This window comes from Trebonia sp., from assembly GCF_030042015.1.
Classification (GTDB): Bacteria; Actinomycetota; Actinomycetes; order Streptosporangiales; family Streptosporangiaceae; genus Trebonia.
This window is the reverse complement of record NZ_JASIAL010000363.1, coordinates 21,440-36,033: the sequence shown is the minus strand read 5'-3', so window position 1 is coordinate 36,033 and position 14,594 is coordinate 21,440. Positions and strand designations below refer to the sequence as shown.

Sequence of the window (14,594 nt, the reverse complement as noted above, 5' to 3'; positions counted from 1 at the left end):
AACGCGGTAACGACGGTCGTCGACGTCCACACCCGGGTCTCCGACCTGTACAGCAGCCCCTACGACCAGATCAAGGAGCAGCTGCGGCTGACGATCGAAATCGTCAAGGAGCGCCAGGAGTCCGAGCTGATCAACAACGCCGAGTACGGCATGCTGGCGAACGTCGCGGGCGATCAGCGCATCAGGACAGGGACCGGCGCCCCGACGCCTGACGATCTCGACGAGCTGATCACGCGGGTATGGAAGCAGCCGGCGTTCTTCCTCACCCATCCCAAGGGGATCGCCGCGTTCGGCCGCGAATGCACCAGGCGCGGGGTTCCGCCGGCGACCGTGAGCCTGTTCGGGTCGCAGTTCATCACCTGGCGGGGCATACCGCTGATCCCGTCGGACAAGGTTCCCCTTGAGGACGGGAGGACGAAGATCCTGCTGCTGCGGGTCGGCGAAGAGCGCCAGGGGGTCGTCGGCCTCTATCAGCCGGACCTCACCGGTCAGCAGAGCATGGGGCTTTCCGTCCGCTTCATGGGCATCTCGCGCAACGCCATCGCGTCCTACCTCGTCTCGCTGTACTGCTCGCTCGCCGTCCTGACCGACGACGCCCTTGGGGTCATCGACGATGTCGAGGTCGGCAAGTTCCACAACTACGGCTTCAGCTACCTGTGACACCGGCATGAACGACAATCTCAACGGGCTGCCCGATGAGGCGAGCCTGACCCGGCTGGCCAATGAGCTCTTCGCCGCCTTGCCAGGGGAGGCGGCCGGCCTCGGCGGCCGGGGCGGTTCCGCCGGGCCGGCGCCGTCGGAGACGCTCGCCTCACCGGCGGCGACCGTGCTGACCAACATCCCGGACTCGCTTGAGGAGTCCCCGATCACGGTGCACGCGGCCCCGCGCCACGAGGCCGCGCCAGGCTGGCAAACCATGGCGCTCGCGCCGACCGTCCCGGCCGGGCTCGGCGACGCGCTGAGCGATCCCTATGCCCCGCTGCGCGCCCAGGAGTTCTACTTCCTCGACCCGCTGCAGGCCGGCCAGCCCGCGGCGCCGGCCACCCGGTGGCCGAGCCGGACGTCATTCGACGTCGAGGCGGTCCGGCGCGACTTCCCGATCCTCGCCGAGACTGTCAACGGTCACCAGCTGGTCTGGCTGGACAATGCCGCGACCACCCAGAAGCCGCGGGAGGTGATCGACCGCCTTGCCCGCTTCTACGCTCACGAGAACTCGAACATTCACCGCGCCGCGCACGAGCTCGCGGCGCGGGCGACGCAGGCCTACGAGGACGCGCGGGACACCGTGGCGCGCTTCCTGGGCGCCCCCGCGGCGGAGGACATCGTCTTCGTGCGCGGCACGACCGAGGCGATCAACCTCGTCGCGCAAAGCTGGGGCCGCGAGTACGTCGGGTCCGGCGACGAGATCGTGTTGTCGCACCTGGAGCACCACGCGAACATCGTGCCGTGGCAGCTGCTCGCGCGCGAACGGGGCGCCACGCTGCGCGTCATACCCGTCGATGACAGCGGCCAGGTCATCCTCGACGAGTACCGCAACCTGCTATCGCCGCGTACCCGCCTGGTGGCGGTCGCGCACGTGTCGAACGCCCTGGGCACGGTCCTCCCGCTGGGTGAGATCATCGCCGCCGCGCACGATGCGGGCGCGGCCGTGCTGGTCGACGGGGCGCAGGCGGTCTCGCACATGCCGGTCGACGTGCGGGAGCTCGACACGGACTTCTACGTCTTCTCCGGGCACAAGGTGTTCGGGCCGACCGGCATCGGCGCGCTGTACGGCAAGCCCGACGTGCTCGACTCGATGCCCCCGTGGCAGGGCGGCGGAAACATGATCAGGAACGTCACCTTCGAGCGCACGGTGTACCAGCCGCCGCCCACCCGGTTCGAGGCGGGCACCGCCTCGATCGCGGACGCGGTCGGCCTCGGCGCGGCCCTGGCGTACGTGGAGCGGATCGGCCGCGAGAGCATCGCCGGCTACGAGCACGACCTGCTCGGTTACGCGACGCGGGCGCTTGAGGCCGTCCCCGGCCTGCGCATGGTCGGCACGGCGCCCGGCAAGGCGGGCATCCTCTCGTTCGTCCTCGACGGGTACCGCCCGGAGGAGGTGGGGTCGGCGCTGGACTGCGAGGGCATCGCCGTGCGCGCCGGCCATCACTGCGCGCAGCCGGTCCTGCGGCGCTTCGGGCTCGAGGCAACCGTGCGCGCCGCGCTCGCGCTGTACAACACGTACGCCGAGGTCGACCAGCTGGCGGCCGCCTTGCACCGGCTGGCCGGCCAGCGCACGCGGTAACCGGGCCCGCGGCTGGGGATAATGGGCACGTGCGCTACCTAGCGGTCGACACCGCACCGAAGCTCTCCAAGATCGGACTGGGCACCTGGCAGTTCGGGTCCAGGCAATGGGGGTACGGCACACTGTACGCCGAGCGCGAGGCGCAGGCCATCGTGCACCGCGCGCTCGAGCTCGGCGTGACGCTGTTCGACACCGCCGAGATCTACGGGCTCGGCCGCAGCGAGCGGATCCTCGGCCGAGCCATCAGCGGGCACCGCGACCAGGTGTTTCTCGCGACGAAGATCCTCCCGGTCGCGCCGCTGCCGCCGGTCGTCGAGCAGCGGGCGGTAGCCAGCGCGAACCGCGCCGGGGTCAGCAGAATCGACCTGTACCAGGTGCACCAGCCGAACCCGGTGGCCCCCGATACCGTGACCATGCGCGGCATGCGAGCGCTGCAGCGGATCGGCCTGGTCGGCGAGGTCGGCGTGAGCAACTACTCGCTCGACCGCTGGAAGGCTGCCGAGCGCGCGCTCGGCAGCCGCGTGCTCAGCAATCAGGTGCAGTACAGCCTCGTCGTCAGGGGACCCGCCGACGACCTGATCCCGTACGCGGAACAGACCGGTCACGTCGTGATCGCCTACAGCCCGCTGGCCCAGGGGTTCCTGTCCGGCCGGTACGGTCCCGACAGCCCGCCGAAGGACCGCGTCCGGTCGGTCAACCCGTATTTCCTGCCGGTCAACCTGGAGCGGGCCGCCGGGCTGTTCGGCGTGCTGCGGGATGTCGCCGAGGCGCACGGCGTCACGCCGGCGCAGGTGGCGCTCGCCTGGGCGATCCGGAGCCCGGCCGTGGTGGCGATCCCCGGCGCGTCCAGCGTCGCGCAGCTGGAGAGCAACGTCGCCGCCGCCGAGATCGACCTGGCCGACACCGAATTCCGCGAGCTGTCCGACGCGGCCGCCCGCTTCCAGCCGGTTACCGGGCCAGCCGCGCTGCCCGGCCTGGTCCGCGCCCGGCTGCGCAGGGGCTAACCCGTCCCATTTCCCGCGTGCAGAGGGCCAGCCCCAGCGGCTGCCCGCGCGGCTGTTCGGTTGGCGGTCATTTGCGCGGGCGGCGCAGCCGGATGTACAAGACCAGCACAGCGATCCCGAAGGCGATCCAGGGTGCCGCCACGACCAGTTCGCTTGCGGTCATCAGCGCTGTCCTATGCTGCCGGTGCTGCCTCACTGCCAGGACACCCGACGTCGGTGCCGGCCCGGTGCAGGTGTGATGGTGACGGTATGGAGGCTCGGAAAGGCGGGTGAACGGCGCGATGGGCGCGACGGTGCTAGTGGTTGAGGACGAGCGCAAGCTCCGCGACTTCATCAGGACGTACCTGCAGAACGCCGGGTTCACCGTGCTGTCGACCGGCTCAGGCGCCGAGGCGATCACCATGGCGGCCGCCGCCGCGCCGGAGCTGGTGGTCCTGGATCTCGGCCTGCCCGATGTGCCCGGGGAGACTGTCGCGCGCGAGCTCCGCGCGGCCACCGCCCAGCCGGCCCCGCGCATCCTGATGCTGACCGCCAAGAGCGGCGAGGAAGACCGGGTCCGGGGGCTCGAGCTCGGCGCCGATGACTACGTGACCAAGCCGTTCAGCCCCAGGGAACTGGTCCTGCGGGTGCAGGCGATCCTGCGCCGGGGCGAGCCGGCCGCCGGGGGCCGCCCCGAGGTCGCCAGCTACGGCGGAGGCGAGCTTGTCATCGATGAGCCGCGCCGCGCCGTGACCGTTCGCGGCGCGCAGGCCGAGCTCACCCCGACCGAATGGGGGGTGCTCGTGGCGCTGGCGACGGTCCCTGGCCGGGTGTACTCACGGTTCGAGCTGATCAACCGGGTCCGCGGGTATGAGTTCGAAGGCTACGAGCGGACGATCGACTCGCACGTGAAGAACCTGCGCAGGAAGATCGAGGACGAGCCGGGCAGTCCGCGCATCATCAAGACCGTCCTCGGCGGCGGCTACCGGCTGGGCCTGGCCCGCGATGACTGACAGCGCGCCCGCCGCGCCGCGTGGCGACAAGCTCGGGCTGCGGCTCGCGCTGGCCTTCCTCGCCGTGGCGCTCGCCGCGATCGCGCTGCTTGCCGTGCTGGCGGCCGTCTTCGCCGCCGCCGACGTCTCATCGCTCGCCGGCCGGCAGCGCAGCGAGCTGGCCGGCGCGATCTCGCTGGCCGCGGGCGCGGCCTGGGACAAAAACGGCAACTGGGCCTCCGCCGACCTGTTCCCGGTCCTCGACCTGGCCGAGCGCACCGGCGTGGACCTGCAGGTCCGCGACGCAGGGGGCGGCACGGTGGCCGGCACGCCCGGTTTCGCCGCCGCGGCGGGACCGCTGGCCAGCGCACCGGTCGTGGTCAGGGACCAGCGCGTTGGCACGGTTCTCGCGCGGTTCAGCGGCGCCGGGCTCGGCGGCGCGGACGGCGCCCTGCGGACCGCGCTGCTGCAGGCCATCGCGGGCGCGGCCGGGGTGGCGGCGCTGCTGGCACTGGCGGCCGGCCTCACGGTCGCCCGGCGGATCGCCCGTCCGGTCGAGCGGCTCATCGCCGCGACGAGGTCGATGGCCGGCGGTGACCGGGCCGCGCGGGCAGGCGATGTCCGCGCACCCGGGGAACTCGGTGAGCTGGCGGCGGCCTTTGACCAGATGGCGGACACGCTGGACCGGGAGGACCGGATCCGCCGCGACATGGTGGCAGGCGTCGCGCACGAGCTGCGGACGCCGATCGCGGTGCTCCAGGCGGGCCATGAGGCCCTGCTCGACGGTGTCGCCGAGCCAACCCCCGACGAGCTGTCCTCGTTGCGCGATGAGGTGCTGCGGCTAGCGCGAATGGTCGATGACCTGCAGACGCTTGCCGCCGCCGACGCCGCCGCCCTGCACCTGGCGCGGCGCCGCTGCGACCTGGCGGACATCGCCGCCACGGCGGCCGACAGCCTCGCCCGCCGGTTCGAGGCCGCCGACATCGAGCTGGACAGGCAGCTGTCACCCGTGCCGGTGCTCGCCGACCCGCGCTGGCTGCATCAGGTCGTCACCAACCTCCTGACCAACGCGCTGAAGTTCACGCCGGCCGGCGGCCGGGTCAGCGTCCGTGCCGGGCTGGCGGGAGCCGACGCCGTGCTGGAGGTCGCCGACACCGGGATCGGCATCCCGGCCGACGACCTGCCCCGCATCTTCGACAGGTTCTGGCGCGGGCAGGGCGCCGCGCAGGCCTCAGGCAGTGGCATCGGCCTCGCGGTCGCCGCGGAGCTGGCCAGGGCGCACGGCGGCCGGCTCACCGCGGCGAGCACGGCAGGCCGCGGCACCACGATGACGCTCACCATGCCGCACGCGTGACCGCCCGCTCGCGCTGTCGCGGCCCTGGCTGCGGGAACAGCAGCCAGCGCAGCGGCTCCCTGCCGTCGAGTGCGTCCAGGCGGCGCATGAGCGCGGGCAAAGCCTGCGACTGGCTGGAGTGCGCTGCCGCGGCGGACTTCTGGATCGCGCGCGCGGTGGCGGCGTCGGCGCCGAGGTCGATCGCCCAGGCGCCGGGAGTGCCCGGCCGGGTGCGGGCAAGCAGCGGCACGCCCAGCTGCGCGGCGGCCGCGGCGGCGGCGCGGGCGACCGCGATGTCGTCGCCGTCGCCCGCCTCGGGGGCGGTGACAACCAGCAGGTCCGCGGAGTGCTGGCGGATCGCGCGCCTGATCCGGTCGCCGAGTTCGGCCGCCGGCTGCTCGGCGAGCTTCCCGTCGGGGTAATTGGCGACCGTGAGCTCGCCGATGCCCAGCACCGCGGCGGCCAGCTGCACTTCCCAGGGCCGGATGGCGACGAGCCGGGCGCTGGCCGAATTGTGCGCGGCGGCCTCGCCGCGGGTCAGGCACAGCAGGCTCAGGCTGGCGCCGGCCCGGCGGAACGCGTACAGCAGCCCGCCCAGTTCCGCCGACTCCTGGCCGGGCCGGGCCGTCACGGCCAGCACGCTGGCGGCGGCGGGCAGCGTGAGCGAAGCGGCAGCGGTTGCGGCCACCCGCAGCGAGGTGGCGGCTGTCGCAGTGGTCATCAGGTGCTCCTTCGGTTCGGGTAGCGGGACGCCAGCCGCTTGCCCCGGGGAGAGCAAACGGCCGGCTACGTTCACTGTCGCCGAGACGCGTGAGACTGATGTGCAGTGGTTGTGGAGACCAGATGGAACTGCTGGCGCTGCCCCGCCTAACGGGGGCGGGCTGATCTCGCTATCAAGCACCCCAGATCGCAAGCACCTCGATGACGCTGCCGCGGGTGAAGTGGCCGCGCCCGATGGGTATCGGCCACCAGGCGTCGGCCCGGGCGAGCTGGCTCGTCGAGCCCGCGCCGCGCCTGCCCGGCGTCGCCAGGGTGCCGTCCTGACCCCACGTCAGGGTGACCGGCACCCAGTCCTCGACGCCGGGCGCGGACGTCCAGTCACGGTCCAGCGTCACCCGCTGCGTGCGCTCGGTCGGCTCCCAGCCCTGGATGGCGGCGATCACCGGGCGGGCGAACACCTCGAAGATCACCGCGGCGGCCAGCGGGTAGCCGGGCAGCCCGATGACAGGAGCGGCTCCGGCCGGCTGGTGCGCCCGCGGACGGCCAAGCTTGACGTGGCCGAGCAGCACCGGGTGACCGGGCCGGACCGCGGCGCCTGCCACGGCCAGGCCGCCAACGTCGGCGAGCACCGCGGCGGTGTGATCGCCGCGGCCGCGGCTTGAGCCGGCGATGACGAGGACCAGGTCGGCGGCCAGGGCCGAGCGCCGGATCTCGGCGGCCAGCGTGTCCGGGTCGTCCGGCTGCACGTCGCTCACCGCCGGCAGCGCGCCCACCTGGCGGCACCGGGACGCGAGCATGAGGGAGTTGCTGTCGATGATCTCACCTGGCCGGATCGTGGACCCGGCGGGCCTGATCTCGTCTCCGGTCGGGATGATCGCGACCACCGGCTGCCTGGCCACGGCCAGCGCGGCGTGTCCGGCCGCCACCGCGACGGCGAGGTCACCTGGCCGGAGCCGGCGGCCTGCCGGGACGAGGACCTGGCCCGCCAGGAAATCCTCGCCGGTCGTGCGGACATGGCGCCCGCGCCGCACCGGGCCTGCGCCGCCCGTGATGCGGACGCCGCCGTCATCGCCGGGCAGGACCCGCTCGCGCTCGACCACCGTGTCGGTGCCCGGCGGCAACGGGTCGCCGGTGTCGATCCACTGGAACGCCGAGGCCGGCAAGGCCACCTCGGCGGCGGCGCCGGCGGCGCCGAGGGAAGCGGCGGCGACCGCGATGCCGTCCATGGCGGCGCAGTCCGACCGGGGCGACGGCCAGCGCGCGTGCACCGGGGCGGCCGTCACCCGGCCGAGTGCCGCGGTGGCAGGCACCTGCTCGACGACCGGCGCGTCCAGCCAGCCTGCCCGCGCGCACGCGTCCATCCACTGCGCGTAGGCCAGCCGCGGGCTCGGCCTGCCCGCGCCGTCGCCGTCGGCACCGGACGCGTCCCCGGCCGCGCTATCGGGGGCCGGGCCGCTCATGCCGACAGCCGGTGCGTGCCGGTGTAGACGTTCATCGACAGGCCGCGCAGGAACCCGACGAGCGTGAGGCCCGCCTCTTCGGCGAGGTCGGCGGCCAGCGACGAGGGCGCGGAGACGGCGGCCAGCAGCGGTATCCCGGCCAGCACGGCCTTCTGGACCAGTTCGAAGGAGGCCCGGCCGCTGACCAGCAGCACGCAGCCGGCCAGCGGCAGCCTGTCGTTCAGCAGCGCCCAGCCGACGATCTTGTCGACGGCGTTGTGCCTGCCCACGTCCTCGCGCACCGCGATGAGGTCGCCGGCGGCGCTGAACAGGCCGGCCGCGTGCAGCCCGCCGGTGCGGGAGAACACCCGCTGCGCCTCGCGCAGCCGGTCAGGCAGCGCGGCAAGCACCACGGGGTCGAACCGGGTCTCGTCCGCGGCCAGCGGCGCGTGCGGCAGCACGCAGATGTCCTCGATGCTGGTCTTGCCGCAGATGCCGCACGCGCTGGTCGTCATGAAGTTACGGCGGGCACCGGCGGGCACGCTGACGCCCGCGGTGAGTTTCACGTCGGCGATGTTGCCGAGTCCGTCGTGGTCGCCGTGGCCGCACGAGGTGCCGTCGCAGAGCTTGATCTCGGCGATGTCGGCGGGGGAGCGGACGATGGCCTCGCTCACCAGGAACCCCGCCGCGAGCTCGATGTCGTCGCCGGGGGTGCGCATCGTCATCGTCAGCGCCGCGCCGTCCACCCGGATCCCGAGCGGTTCCTCGGCGGCCAGCAGGTCCGCGCGCGGGTCGGCCCGTCCGGGACCGGCCTGGCCGTCGCCGGGCAGCATCAGCCGCACCACGCGCCGTCGTGCCGTACGCCCGGACAATGCTCCGCCCTTTCGACGTTTCCGTCACAGATCAGCGTAACGCCGCGTGCCCGGCGAACACGATCGGCGGAGGTCGCGACGGTCGCCACGGACCGTTCCGTGCCTTGATCCGAAGCCCTTGATCTTTATATGGTCTAGACCATAGGTGCCGCGCGATGCCTGCCCCCGGGAACCTTGAGCGCTGTCCTCGTGTTCGATAATTACCGAGGGGGAGTGACAAGCGCCCGGGGACGTTGGACTCTAGTCACGAACGGCAACGGTGAGGAGATTTGGTGCTGTGAGCATTCGAGTGGGAATCAACGGGTTCGGGCGCATCGGCCGGAACTTCTGGAAGGCCGTGAACACCACGGGTACCGACCGCGGGATCGAGATCGTCGCAGCCAACGACCTGGGCGACGTCGCGACGATGGCGCACCTGCTCAAGTACGACACCGTCATGGGCAACCTGACGGAGCCGGTGCGCGTCTCAGGAGACACGATCGTTGTCGGCGACAAGTCGATACAGATCCTCGCCGAGCGCGACCCCGCCCTCCTTCCCTGGGCCGACCTGGGGGTCGACGTCGTCGTCGAGTCGACCGGGCGGTTCACCAACGGCAAGCAGGCCGCGGCGCACATCGAGGGCGGCGCCAAGAAGGTGATCATCTCGGCTCCGGCCAAGGACGAGGACATCACGATCGTGATGGGGGTCAACGACGACAGGTACGACCCCGCGCGCCACGACATCGTCTCCAACGCATCGTGCACCACGAACTGCGTGGCGCCGATGGCGAAGGTGCTGCTGGAGAACTTCGGCATCGTCAAGGGCCTGATGACCACGGTGCACGCCTACACGCAGGACCAGATGCTGCAGGACGGGCCGCACAAGGACCTGCGCCGGGCGCGCGCGGCGGCGCAGAACATCGTGCCCACCTCCACGGGCGCCGCCAAGGCGACCGCCCTGGTGATCCCCGAGCTCAAGGGCAAGCTTGACGGGTATTCGCTGCGCGTCCCCGTGATCACCGGGTCGATCACCGACCTGGTGGTCGAACTCGGCCGCGAGGCGACCAAGGACGAGGTCAACGCCGCGTTCAGGGCCGCCGCCGAGGGTGACCTCAAGGGCATCCTCTCCTACACCGAGGACCCGATCGTGTCCTCAGACATCATCGGCTCCCCGGCCTCGTGCACGTTCGACGCGTCGATCACGATGGCGTACGGCAACCAGGTGAAGGTCTTCGGCTGGTACGACAACGAGTGGGGCTACTCCTGCCGGCTCGCCGACCTCACCGCGCTCGTCGCGTCCCGTCTGGGGTAGGTGGTCATGCGCTCTGTTGACGACATCGAGGTCGCCGGACGGCGGGTGCTGCTGCGGTCGGACCTGAACGTGCCGCTGGACCTGAAGGGCAGCGGCGCGATCACCGACGACCTGCGGATCCGGGCCAGCCTGCCGGTCATCCGCAAGCTCGCGGACCGCGGCGCGCGCGTGGTGATCCTCGCGCATCTTGGCCGCCCGAAGGGCGACGACTTCGCGACCCGCGCGGCCGGCGGCCCGTCGCTTGCCCCGGTGGCGTCCCGGCTCGGCGAGCTGCTCGGCAAGCCGGTGGCGTTCGCGACCGACCTGGTCGGCCCGTCGGCGGTGGCGACTGTCGAGGGGCTGGACGACGGCGGCGTCGCGCTGCTTGAGAACGTCAGGTTCGAGCCCGCGGAGACCGCTCAGGATGATTCGCGGCGATCCCGGCTCGCTGCCGAGCTCGCCACCTTCGGCGACGTCTACGTGGGTGACGGGTTCGGGGCGGTGCACCGCAAGCACGCGTCCGTCTACGACCTGCCGCTGCTGCTGCCGCACGCGGCCGGCGATCTGGTGGTCGCGGAGGTGGCCGTGCTGCGGCGGCTGACGCAGTCCCCGGCCCGTCCGTACGTGGTCGTGCTCGGCGGGTCCAAGGTCTCGGACAAGCTCGGCGTGATCGGCAACCTGCTCGACCTGGCCGACCGGGTGCTGATCGGCGGCGGAATGGGGTACACGTTCCTCGCGGCGCTCGGGTACGAGGTCGGGCATTCCCTGCTCGAGGCCGACCAGATCGAGCCGGTGCGCGGGGTGCTCGCGGAGGCGAAGCGCCGCGGGGTCGAGATCGTGCTGCCGACCGACATCGTGGCGGCGACGCACTTCGCCCCTGACGCGCAGTCGGTCGTCGTTCCCGCGGACGCGATCCCGGCGGACCGGGAGGGCATGGACATGGGGCCGGACACCCGCGCGCTGTTCGCCGCGAAGCTGATCGACGCGCGGACCGTGTTCTGGAACGGGCCGGTGGGCGTGTTCGAGTTCCCGGCGTTCGCCGCCGGCACCCGCGCGATCGCCGAGGCGATCACGAAGGTCGACGGGCTCACCGTGGTCGGCGGCGGCGACTCGGCGGCGGCCGTGCGGTCGTTCGGCCTGGCGGAGGACGCCTTCGGGCACATCTCCACGGGCGGCGGCGCGTCGCTTGAGTACCTGGAGGGGAAGACGCTGCCCGGTCTGGTAGCACTGGAGTCGTGAGCGACAACAAACTCCCGCTGATCGCGGGCAACTGGAAGATGAACTGCAATCACCTCGAGGCGATCGCCCTGGTGCAGAAGCTGGCCTTCTCGCTGGCACCGAAGGACTTCACCTTCGTCGAGGTGGTCGTCCTGCCGCCGTTCACCGACCTGCGCAGCGTGCAGACGCTGGTCGACGGCGACAGGCTGCGGATCGGGTACGGCGCCCAGGACCTGTCGCCGTATCCCAGGGGCGCCTACACGGGGGACATCTCCGGGCCGATGCTCGCCAAGCTCGGCTGTTCCTATGTGCTCGCCGGGCACTCCGAGCGGCGGCAACACCACCACGAGGACGACGCGCTCGTGAACGCCAAGGTCCGCGCGGCCCTGGCGGTCTCGATCACGCCGATCCTGTGCGTGGGAGAGAACATCGGGGTGCGCAAGGCCGGCGGGCACGTGCCGTTCGTGCTCGGGCAGCTCGACGGGTCGCTGGCCAAGGTGCCCGCCGACGCGGTGGCGTCCATGGTGATCGCCTACGAGCCGGTGTGGGCGATCGGCACCGGCGAGGTCGCCAGCCCCGGCGACGCCCAGCAGATGTGCGCGGCCATCAGGGAACGGCTTACCGCGATCCACGGCCCCGGGACGGCCCTGGGTGCGCGTATCCTGTATGGCGGGTCCGTCAAGGACGATAACATCGCCCCTATCATGGCGCAGCCGGACGTGGACGGCGTGCTCGTGGGCGGCGCCAGCCTGGACGCCGGTCAGTTCACCTCGATCTGCCGGTATCGTGAGCTGGCGGCGGGCCGCTAGCAGGCCGGCTGGCTTCCGCCAACAGGGAAGTGAATGGAGACATGGAGATCGCGCTATCGGTGATCCTGATCATCACGAGCCTCGTGATGGTCGTACTCGTTCTCCTGCACAAGGGCAAGGGCGGCGGCCTGTCCGACCTGTTCGGCGGCGGGGTCTCCTCGACTCTCGGCTCGTCTTCGGTGGTGGAGCGGAACCTGGACCGAATCACCATCTTCTTCGGTGTCTTGTGGTTCGTCTGCATCGTTGCTCTAGCCTGGCTCATCACTCACTAACAGATATGTATCTGCGGCAGATCTGGCAGATCCAGTTAAGTGGTGCTAAGCCAGCGACGACGATTTCCCGTGACAAGGGGTGGTCTGTGAGTAGTGGCAACGCGATACGCGGAAGCAGGGTAGGCGCCGGCCCGATGGGCGAGGCGGAGCGCGGCGAGGCCGCGCCTCGGGTATGGGTGGCGTTCTGGTGCTCGAACGGACACGAGACCAAGCCGAGCTTCGCGTCCGACGCTGCCATCCCCGACGTGTGGGAGTGCCCGCGGTGCGGCTTCCCGGCCGGCCAGGACCAGCTCAACCCGCCGGCCCCGCCCCGTGTCGAGCCGTACAAGACGCACCTGGCCTACGTGAAGGAGCGCCGCAGCGACGCCGACGGCGAGGCGATCCTCGCCGAGGCCCTGCAGCGCCTGCGCAGCGGCGTCTGAACCGGCGACAACGGCCCTGGTCAGCTCACTTCCGTGGTGTAGACAACGACATTGCTGAGGTAGTGGCCCGTGGCGTAGTCGAAGGCGCCGCCGCATGTGATGAGGCGCAGCTCTGGATAGGGGGCGGGGCCGTACACGGTCGCGGTCGGAAACTGGTCCTTGAGATAGGTCTGCACGGCCGTCACGCGGAACTCCACCGTCGTCCCGTCGGCGCGCCGGACGTAGACGCGGTCCCCGGGCTGCAACTCGGACAGCCGGAAGAACACGCCGGGACCCGTCAGCGAGTCGATGTGGCCGACGATGATGGCTGGGCCGATCGCCCCTGGCCGCGGGCTGCCGGTGTACCAGCCCGCCACGGTCGTCGTCGACGGCACCTGCAACTCCCCGCCCGCGGTCAGGCCAAGAGTGATGAGCTTAGTCCGCACCCCGATCAGCGGGATGGTCAGCAACACCGGCCTGGCGACCGCCGGAGCCGGCTTCTCAAGCACCTGCGGCGGCGGGGCGACGACCGGGCCCGTGGGGGCGGGCAGGGCCGCTACACCGAGCGGGGGCGGTCGCATGGCCGCAGTCGAGTGCCGGGTCAGCAGCAGCCCGGCCGTCCCGCCCGCGATCACCAGCAGGCCGGCCGCGCACACGACGACGGCCGGCCTGCGGATGAGCACCGGTTATCCCCGCGCGGTCAGCCGGCGTAGCCGGCCGACACTGAGTCGCAGGCCGCCGGCCAGGGTGATCAGCGCCCCGGCACCGATGACCGCGAGCCACGGCAGCGGCGAGCCGGGGCCGTGCGACGCGGTGCCGCCGAGCCCGGTGCTAACGCCGCCCGTGGGCGCCGTGCTGGGAGCAGCGGCATCCAGCAGGTCTTCTATCTGGATGCCGCCGGTGCTTGACTTGATCACGATCTCCGTGTGCACCTGGCCCGCGGTGAGCGGAACGGACCGGCTCGTGTTCGCCGTGGGTCCGGTCGCGGTCATGATCCAGGGTCCGGGCGGGATGCCCGCCTGCTTGCTCACGGAACCGGGCGCCGCGTCGGTCACGATGTCTCCCTTGGCGCCTGGACCGCCGCAACTGCAGTGGAATGTCACCTTCGACTGGTCAACGTCGGCCTGGATCACCTGCAGGAAGGCTTCGCCCTTGGGCGCCGTCAGGTCCGTGTCGATCACCTGGAGTGTGCCCGCCGTGGACGTCGTCCTGAGCGGGGCCACTATGTACGCGCCATCAGGCTTCACGGTCAGGCTGACGGACCAGGCGGGAGTGCTCGTCGGGGACGACCCGGCAGTCCGTATCCGCACGGTGTAGTTGCCGGCATTAACCTGCTGATAGGGCAATATCGTCCCGTAGGCGACGCTGTCTTCCACGAGCTGGGCAGTGGAATCCCCGGCCGAATACAGGTACACGTCCACGGGGCTCGGGCTCGCGGACAGGTTACCGAGGGCGACGTAGCCAATACTCGTGGCCGCGGAAGACGCCACCGCAGCGGGAATGCCGAGCAGCAAGGCCGAAAAGGCCAGCACCACGGCCATCCGCCAGGGCGTGAGCCAAACTTTCATTAGTGTCACTATGGATCCCTCCCGAAGATGCGGAAAATCTCTGTCCGCTTGTCAGGCCCATCGGGCTCGGAGCGTTGCGACGATGTACGCGGTGCTTACATTAGATGCGAGATTGCGCAGTAGCAACCCGGTCTGGGAGAATCCGGCCATGTGCCTGATCCGGGGAAACGGCCATTTCGGAATCTGTGAGAAAACGACACTATCTGAATGCTTCACGGCGGGCGGCACGCCCTGCCCGTGCAAGACGCAGCGCCCGCGTCACCCGCGGGCCCGCGATCTGCGCGGCCTGCGCCTTAACCACCGCCCGTGTCCCTGCGTCCGCGGCGTGGCGCCGTCCAGCTAACGCGATTCGCCGGGTTTTGCCTGGTTGCGGGTAAAGACAGCGGATCGGATAATTGAGCGCCATGAACGGCGTATGCCCGTGAACATTACC

At 71.3% G+C, this 14,594-nt stretch carries 15 protein-coding genes; 10 read left to right on the top strand and 5 right to left on the bottom strand.

The features are described from left to right. From Q1N79_RS19660 to Q1N79_RS19640, 5 genes are all read left to right on the top strand, one after another. On the top strand, positions 1-660 hold a 660-nt coding region (locus Q1N79_RS19660; RefSeq protein WP_300610986.1), incomplete at its 5' end, for a family 2A encapsulin nanocompartment shell protein. A gap of 7 nt (positions 661-667) precedes the next feature. Next, positions 668-2,284: a family 2A encapsulin nanocompartment cargo protein cysteine desulfurase gene (locus tag Q1N79_RS19655; RefSeq protein WP_367185112.1), complete on the top strand. Its 1,617-nt coding sequence runs from the start codon at positions 668-670 to the stop codon at positions 2,282-2,284. Positions 2,285-2,313: 29 nt separating this feature from the next. Continuing rightward, positions 2,314-3,288 carry an aldo/keto reductase gene (locus tag Q1N79_RS19650; RefSeq protein WP_300610984.1) on the top strand — a complete coding sequence of 325 codons (975 nt, stop codon included), beginning with the start codon at positions 2,314-2,316 and terminating at the stop codon, positions 3,286-3,288. 293 nt (positions 3,289-3,581) lie between these two features. Then, a complete protein-coding gene (locus Q1N79_RS19645) occupies positions 3,582-4,280 on the top strand; it encodes a response regulator transcription factor (RefSeq protein WP_300610982.1) in 699 nt (232 codons plus the stop codon). After that, entirely contained in the window at positions 4,273-5,613 is a 1,341-nt protein-coding gene (locus Q1N79_RS19640; RefSeq protein WP_300610980.1) for a HAMP domain-containing sensor histidine kinase, read from the top strand. Before Q1N79_RS19645 ends, Q1N79_RS19640 begins: the two co-directional genes overlap by 8 nt. Here Q1N79_RS19640 and Q1N79_RS19635 read toward each other — a convergent pair. The 3 genes from Q1N79_RS19635 to fdhD all read right to left on the bottom strand — a co-directional run bounded on the left by Q1N79_RS19635 (position 5,594) and on the right by fdhD (position 8,584). Then, entirely contained in the window at positions 5,594-6,313 is a 720-nt protein-coding gene (locus Q1N79_RS19635) for a PIG-L family deacetylase (RefSeq protein WP_300610978.1), read from the bottom strand. The genes Q1N79_RS19640 and Q1N79_RS19635 overlap by 20 nt on opposite strands. 172 nt (positions 6,314-6,485) lie before the next feature. Continuing rightward, on the bottom strand, positions 6,486-7,772 hold the full coding sequence (locus Q1N79_RS19630; RefSeq protein ID WP_300610976.1) for a molybdopterin molybdotransferase MoeA: 1,287 nt from the start codon (positions 7,770-7,772) through the stop codon (positions 6,486-6,488). Beyond that, positions 7,769-8,584 carry a formate dehydrogenase accessory sulfurtransferase FdhD gene (gene fdhD / locus Q1N79_RS19625; RefSeq protein ID WP_300610973.1) on the bottom strand — a complete coding sequence of 272 codons (816 nt, stop codon included), beginning with the start codon at positions 8,582-8,584 and terminating at the stop codon, positions 7,769-7,771. The genes Q1N79_RS19630 and fdhD overlap by 4 nt, the downstream gene beginning before the upstream one ends. A gap of 316 nt (positions 8,585-8,900) precedes the next feature. Between fdhD and gap the strand changes: the two genes are divergently transcribed. The 5 genes from gap to Q1N79_RS19600 all read left to right on the top strand — a co-directional run bounded on the left by gap (position 8,901) and on the right by Q1N79_RS19600 (position 12,614). Then, positions 8,901-9,914: a type I glyceraldehyde-3-phosphate dehydrogenase gene (gene gap / locus Q1N79_RS19620; protein WP_300610971.1), complete on the top strand. Its 1,014-nt coding sequence runs from the start codon at positions 8,901-8,903 to the stop codon at positions 9,912-9,914. Between the two features lie 6 nt (positions 9,915-9,920). Then, positions 9,921-11,132, top strand: coding sequence for a phosphoglycerate kinase (pgk, locus tag Q1N79_RS19615; RefSeq protein WP_300610969.1), 1,212 nt, complete (start codon positions 9,921-9,923; stop codon positions 11,130-11,132). After that, the gene (gene tpiA / locus Q1N79_RS19610; RefSeq protein WP_300610968.1) at positions 11,129-11,920 is read left to right on the top strand and encodes a triose-phosphate isomerase; all 792 of its coding nucleotides are present in this window, start codon (positions 11,129-11,131) and stop codon (positions 11,918-11,920) included. The genes pgk and tpiA overlap by 4 nt, the downstream gene beginning before the upstream one ends. A 41-nt stretch (positions 11,921-11,961) precedes the next feature. Then, entirely contained in the window at positions 11,962-12,192 is a 231-nt protein-coding gene (gene secG / locus Q1N79_RS19605) for a preprotein translocase subunit SecG (protein ID WP_300610966.1), read from the top strand. 86 nt (positions 12,193-12,278) lie between these two features. Next, a complete protein-coding gene (locus Q1N79_RS19600) occupies positions 12,279-12,614 on the top strand; it encodes an RNA polymerase-binding protein RbpA (protein WP_300610964.1) in 336 nt (111 codons plus the stop codon). Between the two features lie 20 nt (positions 12,615-12,634). Here Q1N79_RS19600 and Q1N79_RS19595 read toward each other — a convergent pair whose 3' ends face one another. Together Q1N79_RS19595 and Q1N79_RS19590 are read right to left on the bottom strand one after the other, a co-directional pair. Further along, positions 12,635-13,276 (bottom strand): class F sortase, encoded by a 642-nt coding sequence (locus tag Q1N79_RS19595; protein ID WP_300610962.1) that lies wholly within the window; start codon positions 13,274-13,276, stop codon positions 12,635-12,637. Positions 13,277-13,279: 3 nt separating this feature from the next. After that, on the bottom strand, positions 13,280-14,161 hold the full coding sequence (locus Q1N79_RS19590) for a DUF4397 domain-containing protein (protein WP_300610960.1): 882 nt from the start codon (positions 14,159-14,161) through the stop codon (positions 13,280-13,282). Positions 14,162-14,594 lie beyond the last annotated feature (433 nt).

What these genes read in the sequence shown, in the direction of transcription:
- Q1N79_RS19655 (WP_367185112.1), top strand. Translation starts at nt 668, where the DNA reads ATGAACGACAATCTCAACGGGCTGCCCGATGAGGCGAGCCTGACCCGG.
- Q1N79_RS19640 (WP_300610980.1), top strand. Translation starts at nt 4,273, where the DNA reads ATGACTGACAGCGCGCCCGCCGCGCCGCGTGGCGACAAGCTCGGGCTG.
- Q1N79_RS19635 (WP_300610978.1), bottom strand. Translation starts at nt 6,313, where the DNA reads ATGACCACTGCGACAGCCGCCACCTCGCTGCGGGTGGCCGCAACCGCT.
- Q1N79_RS19630 (WP_300610976.1), bottom strand. Translation starts at nt 7,772, where the DNA reads ATGAGCGGCCCGGCCCCCGATAGCGCGGCCGGGGACGCGTCCGGTGCC.
- fdhD (WP_300610973.1), bottom strand. Translation starts at nt 8,584, where the DNA reads ATGCTGCCCGGCGACGGCCAGGCCGGTCCCGGACGGGCCGACCCGCGC.
- pgk (WP_300610969.1), top strand. Translation starts at nt 9,921, where the DNA reads ATGCGCTCTGTTGACGACATCGAGGTCGCCGGACGGCGGGTGCTGCTG.
- secG (WP_300610966.1), top strand. Translation starts at nt 11,962, where the DNA reads ATGGAGATCGCGCTATCGGTGATCCTGATCATCACGAGCCTCGTGATG.
- Q1N79_RS19590 (WP_300610960.1), bottom strand. Translation starts at nt 14,161, where the DNA reads ATGAAAGTTTGGCTCACGCCCTGGCGGATGGCCGTGGTGCTGGCCTTT.